This window comes from Pirellulales bacterium (assembly GCA_035939775.1).
GTDB lineage: Bacteria > Planctomycetota > Planctomycetia > Pirellulales > DATAWG01 > DASZFO01.
The window spans coordinates 1-4,907 of the sequence record DASZFO010000241.1 but is presented as its reverse complement, the minus strand read 5'-3'; the positions used below and the strand labels follow the sequence as shown (position 1 = coordinate 4,907).

Here is a 4,907-nt window from a genome sequence, read left to right as displayed (position 1 = left end):
GAGCTGGCAAGAATAGCAACGCCACGTCTCAAGACGTGGCCATGCAGTGGCGCGTCCGCAATACTGCTAGCGACGGTCCTGAGCTGATCAGCGACGTGTTGAACTTGAGCGGGATGTCGTCTAGCGCAGGGGGACATGTCGAGACCGACGCATTTGCTCTACAGATGACCTACAGCACATCCGCGTTGGACGCCCGAGAGAGTTCGCTGGCTGCGGATGGCTTGATTGATTTGGCTTGGCTCAATTCGACGCTCAATCAACCGTTTGGCCTCTGGCAGAATGCGACGATGGGCGATTTCGGGACCGGCTTGCCTGGGGATGTGTTCCAAAACTACCAGGGCTCATGGGATTCCTTCGCCGCGGCGAATTCGATCACTGATGCTAACATCGGCAATTTCCTGGGGAGCTACGGCGTTGATTTCGCCAGTCACACGGTCTGGGCCGTCGTGAACCACAACAGCCAGTTCGCCGTCGTGCCGGAGCCGGCGAGCCTGATTCTGCTGGCGATTGGTGGGCTGGTGCTGGGGGGAGCGGCGATTACCCGGCGACGGGTGCATCGCGTGAATTCTCAATCGTGACGCACATGAATTGGAAGAATCGCGGTCTGACGCGAGTCATTAACCAAGGTTAATTGGCGAATCAGGAATCGTAGATTTTTACAAATCGGCCTGATGGGCCTCTCGCTGCCGATATTCCAAGAACCTCGCCAACCAGTGATCGGCGATCGCCTCGACATCGATCTCGATGAGCAATTCGGGAAGGGGGCGGTCGAAGTTGTCCGGGTCGGGAGGGGTGATCAGTATCCCAAGGACTTCGAGTCGGAATTGGTCAAGCTTGTGGTGGCAGCGGTTGAACCCCGATGAGATGGCGCGGAATCCGACAAGCTACTCTGCCGGCGTATTTCTGGAGCGTTCCGGCGCAGCCGACTCGCTAGCCGCCTGGATATCTGCCGCGAGTTCGTGTGGGTCGGAAAGATTTTCACCTTGCCGCCGTCAACCTTGATCGATTGGTCGGTATTGCGCCGATCTCTTGACATATAATTCTAATTCGTTAGAATTAGCGTCAATGTCTGAAGCAAACCTGTGAAAGGAGTCTGAAATGGCCCGACCTGCCAGCGAGCAACCGACCGACGGCGAATTGGAAATCCTGCGCGTGCTTTGGGAAACGGGGCCGGCGGAGCTCCGGATCGTCCACACCGCGCTGTGCGTTCGGCGCAAGGTCGCCACGACCACGGTCGCGACGATGCTCGGAGTGATGTTGGACAAGGGGCTGGTCCGTCGGACGAACGGAGCGCGGGGCTATCTGTGGTCGGCCGCGGTGTCTCGCGACGAAGCGGCCACCGGTCTCGTGGGCAAACTCGTCGATCGGCTGTTTGACGGTTCGGCCAGCCGACTGGTGGCGCATCTGGTTGCCGATGGACAGTTGACGGCCGCCCAACGCCGCGAACTACAACAACTCTTGGCGGAAGCGAAATCCCCGAAACCCAAACGCGGAGGCAAATCGTCATGAACACCGCTTTACTCGCTGTGACGCCCGGTTGGATCGACCAACGGCTGTGGCTCGCCATCGGCTGGACGATAGTGCATTTTCTGTGGGTCGGAACGGCGATTGGCCTGTCAGCCTGGGGATTGCGGTCGCTGTTGCGGTGGTTGGGTCCGCAGGTGAGGTACGTAGCGAGCATCCTGGCGCTTATGGGATTGGCCGTTGCGCCAGTCGTCTTGTTCCGCTGGCAATTGGAGCGGATTCCACCGTCAACGTCGGCGAGCGTGACGCTTGGCGCAGCGTCCGCACCCGGGCACATGGCGGCGTCCCCCGTGGCAATCAATTTCGTCAGCCCTCCTAAAGCACCTTCGCGGTCGGTTTCGACTGCGGACACTTTGTACGCGGAGGCGAATGCCTGGCTGAGCCTCGTTGCGGAGATCGTACCCTGGATTTGGGTGACGGGCGCTCCGGTCATGTATGTTCTGCTGGGTTGCGGATTGGTCGGCGCGGAACGGCTCCGTCGCCGCAGTCGACGGCTCGTGACTGGCGAACTGGACGAGATTTGCCAGCGGCTCCGAGCGGCTCTGCGGATTGCTCGTCCCGTTGCCGTCGCGGTATCGCAACGCGTGATCGCGCCGATGCTGGTCGGGATCTTGAAGCCGCTCATTCTGCTGCCAGCAGCCATGCTCGACGGACAGTCCGTTGCGCAGATTGAGATGATTCTTTTGCACGAATTGGCCCACGTGCGGCGGTGGGATAACCTCGTCAATCTCGCCCAGCGGATGGTGGAGGCCGCGCTGTTTTTCCATCCAGCGGTGTGGTTCGTATCTCGTTGGGTTCGGCTTGAACGGGAGCACTGTTGCGACGCGGTGGTGCTGGCGCATACCGACGATCCGCGAGCATACGCGGAGACGTTGGCCGCGCTGGCCATTCCCGGCATGAAGCCGGCGCATGCCGCGGCCGTGATGGCCAATCATCAACTTCTTGCCCGGATTCGTCACATTCTCAATTTGGAGGATCGCAGAATGACTCTCTCCGTCAGGTTTCTCACCGTTATGGGCAGTCTTGTTGTGACAGCGGCGCTCTTAGTCATCGCGCGAGCCCAGTCGACCGCGGCCGACCTGAATCCCGACGCCAAATCCGCCGATTCGTCGACACAAAAAACCTTGATCGACGAGGCGACGAAGGAAAAGCTCGCCGCCCATCGGCTCGCGGCAGATAAGACTATTGACGACGCCGAGTTTCTGCGGCGGCTAACGCTCGACGCGACCGGCAGCGTGCCGACCCCGGAAGAAATCACACTGTTTGCGGCCGACACGAGTCCGGATAAACGTGCCAAGCGAGTGCAGCAATTGTTCGCCCAGGGAAGGCTCAGCGAGCGGAATATCACGAAGTCGAATGAGCTGTTGGCGGACGACAAATTGTATTCTGGGACGACATTCGTGATCGCCAATGGCAATACGATCACGGCTGCGGGAAAGCGGCCGTGGGGTCCCGAGCAGGCCACCGGCGCACCGGATTCGAACATGGGTGACGACGCGCCGACGGCTTGGGCTTCCCTCACGCCCGACGGACAAGAAGAATGGCTGGAACTGAGTTATGCGGACCCCGTCGACACGGTCGCCGTGCTGGTGTACGAAAACCTCGCGCCGGGCGCCCTGACCCAAGTCGTGCTCCACAGTGCGGATCAGCCGGGTCTGAGTTTCACGTGGACAGGCGCGGACCCGACCAATCCAACGCAACGTTCCGGCATCTCGGTCATCCCGCTTCGCGTGCCAATGAAGACGCAACGGGTCAAACTGATGATCGATTCGCGGAAAGTGCCGGGCTGGAACGAGATCGATGCGGTCGGACTGCTCGATCGGCAGGGCCAAGTCCATTGGGCGACATCCGCGCAAGCGAGCAGCACCTACGCCGACGAAGCGATCAACGCCCAGTGGGTTGGGAGCGTGGACGGGACACTGGTTAACCAATCGCGGACGGACGTCGATTTGGAGATCAGCGCGCCGCGCCGCGACGAATCGCCGAGCAAGCAGCCGTGGAGCGCTGCGCAGGCGACGGGGGCGCCGGACGCGCCGATCGGCACCGACAGTGGAAATGCCTGGGCTTCGCAGAATCCCGATGGTGGAGAAGAATGGTTGAAGCTCGAATACGCGGCGCCGGTCAAGGCAGTCGCCATCCTCATCTACGAATCGTTCAATCCGGGGGCCGTTCGGGATGTCACCTGCTATGACTCGGCCGGCCACGAGTTCTCTGCCCTGGCCGGCCGAAAACCCGATTCGGCGACGAAGTCCGGCATCCTTAGTGTGCCGCTATCCGATCAACGGGAGGTCTCGGCCGTCAAATTGACGCTCGATACGGCCGCAGTCCCCGGTTGGAACGAGATTGACGCCGTGGGAATCCTCGATGCGGAGGGGAAGATCCATTGGGCGAAATCGGCGACTGCCAGCAGTAGTTATGTCGAGCCGATCGCGGTCTTGAACATTTCGGAGCCGGTCGACAACCAGGGCAAATCGGCATGGTGGAATGATCAAGTTCATCAGTCCAACTGCCTGAGCTGCCATAGTAATGCGCATCAACGCGGTGCGGCCGCGCAGACGCGCATGGAAAGCGAGCCACAGCGGTATCGAACTCGCATCGAAGAATTGCATTCAAATGGTTCCGCCGATACGGCGCGTTCGGAGAACGAGTTGGAGCGATATCGCGTTCGCATGGAGGAACTGCGGAAAGGCATCGACGAATTGTCGCGCGAACAGAACGACTTGCTGCGTGAGATTCATAAGCACCGCGAATCGGAACACCCACGCACGACCCCCGAATGAGAATCCCGCGAGCGACCGATGCAGTCCCGCGGCGTCCTTCGTTTCGGTCAATCCGAAACTCGTCGCGTAGCTACGGCCGTGTGATTGTCAAATCTCGTTCCTCCGGCGCCCGCCGCCGCGGGGCATGATTCAACTGGATGCACGCCACAGCGCCCGGCAGAATCGCTTGCTCTGCTGCCCCGCGGTCGCGGATAATGCCTGAGTGCGAAGCGGGCCGACCAACGCCGACGCGCCGAAACGCCTTCGCCTCCGCTTCCAATTCAGCCGACTACTAAGTTTCCCATGTACGACCTTGAGCCAACTGACGAGCAATTGGCAATGCTCCGATTCATCCGCAATAACGGTGAGTTCGCTGCAAGAATAACGGCCGAAGCATATTACAGGCAGATATCTGGTCGGCCGATAAAAGGCGCTCAGCTTTTTCAAGAGTTGCTAGATTCCGTCGAACGAGACGGGCTGATTGAGCACAACAAAGCCGAGCGCGGCACGCCGGCAAAATACTATCTCACGCCAAAAAGTTTGCGGCTGTTGGGCGAGTGACGGGAATCGGGTCGCCGGAGAGTGAATTCACTGCAATCGTCCGCGACCTCGGCGACGATGCCG

The 4,907-nt window shown here is 60.2% G+C and carries 4 protein-coding genes; all 4 read left to right on the top strand.

From position 1 onward, the window contains the following. On the top strand, positions 1–578 hold a 578-nt coding region (locus VGY55_15180), incomplete at its 5' end, for a PEP-CTERM sorting domain-containing protein (GenBank protein HEV2971316.1). Positions 579–1,098: 520 nt separating this feature from the next. Further along, positions 1,099–1,509: a BlaI/MecI/CopY family transcriptional regulator gene (locus tag VGY55_15175; protein HEV2971315.1), complete on the top strand. Its 411-nt coding sequence runs from the start codon at positions 1,099–1,101 to the stop codon at positions 1,507–1,509. Beyond that, complete coding sequence (locus VGY55_15170) at positions 1,506–4,304, top strand: M56 family metallopeptidase (protein HEV2971314.1); 2,799 nt, start codon at positions 1,506–1,508, stop codon at positions 4,302–4,304. The genes VGY55_15175 and VGY55_15170 overlap by 4 nt, the downstream gene beginning before the upstream one ends. Positions 4,305–4,586: 282 nt before the next feature. Continuing rightward, the gene (locus VGY55_15165; GenBank protein ID HEV2971313.1) at positions 4,587–4,844 is read left to right on the top strand and encodes a hypothetical protein; all 258 of its coding nucleotides are present in this window, start codon (positions 4,587–4,589) and stop codon (positions 4,842–4,844) included. Positions 4,845–4,907: the final 63 nt, after the last annotated feature.

Bases quoted from the DNA above. Each gene is read 5' to 3' on its own strand.
- VGY55_15165 (HEV2971313.1), top strand. From the start codon at position 4,587: ATGTACGACCTTGAGCCAACTGACGAGCAATTGGCAATGCTCCGATTC.
- VGY55_15170 (HEV2971314.1), top strand. From the start codon at position 1,506: ATGAACACCGCTTTACTCGCTGTGACGCCCGGTTGGATCGACCAACGG.
- VGY55_15175 (HEV2971315.1), top strand. From the start codon at position 1,099: ATGGCCCGACCTGCCAGCGAGCAACCGACCGACGGCGAATTGGAAATC.